Source organism: Hallella faecis, from assembly GCF_018789675.1.
GTDB lineage: Bacteria > Bacteroidota > Bacteroidia > Bacteroidales > Bacteroidaceae > Prevotella > Prevotella faecis.
Genome location: NZ_JAHKBE010000123.1, coordinates 1 through 1,428 on the forward strand (window position 1 = coordinate 1; position 1,428 = coordinate 1,428).

2 protein-coding genes are annotated in these 1,428 nt (G+C 45.4%); both read right to left on the reverse strand.

What is annotated here, in order from left to right; all coding sequences use genetic code 11:
• Window positions 1-210: 210 nt before the first annotated feature.
• Window positions 211-1,044, reverse strand: coding sequence for an IS3 family transposase (locus tag KM934_RS12725; protein WP_215760983.1), 834 nt, complete (start codon window positions 1,042-1,044; stop codon window positions 211-213).
• The gene (locus KM934_RS12730; RefSeq protein ID WP_215760986.1) at window positions 1,041-1,337 is read right to left on the reverse strand and encodes a transposase; all 297 of its coding nucleotides are present in this window, start codon (window positions 1,335-1,337) and stop codon (window positions 1,041-1,043) included. The genes KM934_RS12725 and KM934_RS12730 overlap by 4 nt, the downstream gene beginning before the upstream one ends.
• Between the last annotated feature and the right edge of the window lie 91 nt (window positions 1,338-1,428).

Sequence of the window (1,428 nt, forward strand, 5' to 3'; positions counted from 1 at the left end):
CTATAGTACTCCCCAATATTCGACAAGTGGTTGAACATTGGTTGCTGCGCCATCCAGAGCATGCGGACAATCCCGAGCGTTCTCTTGTCTTGGCAAAATCCGATGGGGCTCGATGCCCCTTCGGATTTTTAGATCAGCGTGCGGCATAAACCGTCGCGTCTCTGTCTTGGAGTAGCAAAGTTAATACTATTAGTTGAATTGTGCAAGAGTTTATCCTACTTTCTTCTCTTTGTTGCCGTAAAATGATGCTGGTGTGAAGTTGTCCAGTCTCTGATGAGGACGCTCATAGTTATAAAACTTCACGTAATCAGCAATTCCAGAACGGAGTTCACTAACGTTTTCCGCAGGGTTGAGATATATGTACTCCTGCTTGATGCTGCGCCAGAAGCGTTCTATCCATATATTGTCTTTACAACGACCTCTACCATCCATGCTTACTTGTATGCCATAGCTGGTCAGCAGATCCTGCCAGTCCTTGGTTGTATACTGGCTTCCCTGGTCAGAATTCACTATTTCCGGTGCTCCGTGTACCCCGATACATTCTCTCATCAACTCATAGGCATTGGTAGCTGTCAGCGTGTTGCTCAATCGCCAACCTACGATATAACGGGTGAACACATCTATGACTGCATACAGGTACATAAAGCCGCCTTTCATAGGGATATACGAGATGTCAGTACTCCACACTTGATTACGATGGGTTATGTCCAGATGCCTAAGCAGATACGGATGGAAGTACTTTGGTGCACCACCCTTGCTGAGTGATTTCTGCGGATAGATGGCCATCAGACACATCTTTCGCATCAGACGGCGTACACGCTTCTCATTCACTGCAAATCCCTCATTGCGAAGATATCCTGTCATTTTCTTGACACCTGTCGTTGGATGTTCAAGGAAGAACTTATCTATCTTCTCCATAATACAGAGATTCTCTGGTGTTTCGCCTTTGGGCTTGTAGTAGAAAGTGCTACGTGTCAGTCCAAGATACTTGCAGAAACTATTCAAACTCATGCCTGCGGGACGCACCTTCTCATACTCCATCATCTGACTTTGAGTCCGGCATCCTCGCAGGCAGCTGCAAAAAAATCACAGTCAATCACCAGTTGACCTACCTTGCGTGTCAGATTCTCATTGGCAGCTTTCAGCTTCTTTATCTCGCGCTTTTCATCGGAAGGCTTCTCAAATGCTTGGTTTGCATTCTTCAGAAGTTCATCCTTCCATTCGGTAATTTTAATTGGGGACACTTCATAGCGCTTTGCAAGTTCTGCAAGCGTCTCCTTTTCCTGAATAGCCTCTATGGCTACTTTTGCCTTGAAGGCAGGGGTGAATTTACTCATTTTGCCCATTGTGATTTTAGAATTTTCCGCAAAGGTACAAACTTGTGTTGGATTAGCCTAAGCGGTTGTCTGAATATCGGGGGGTATTATA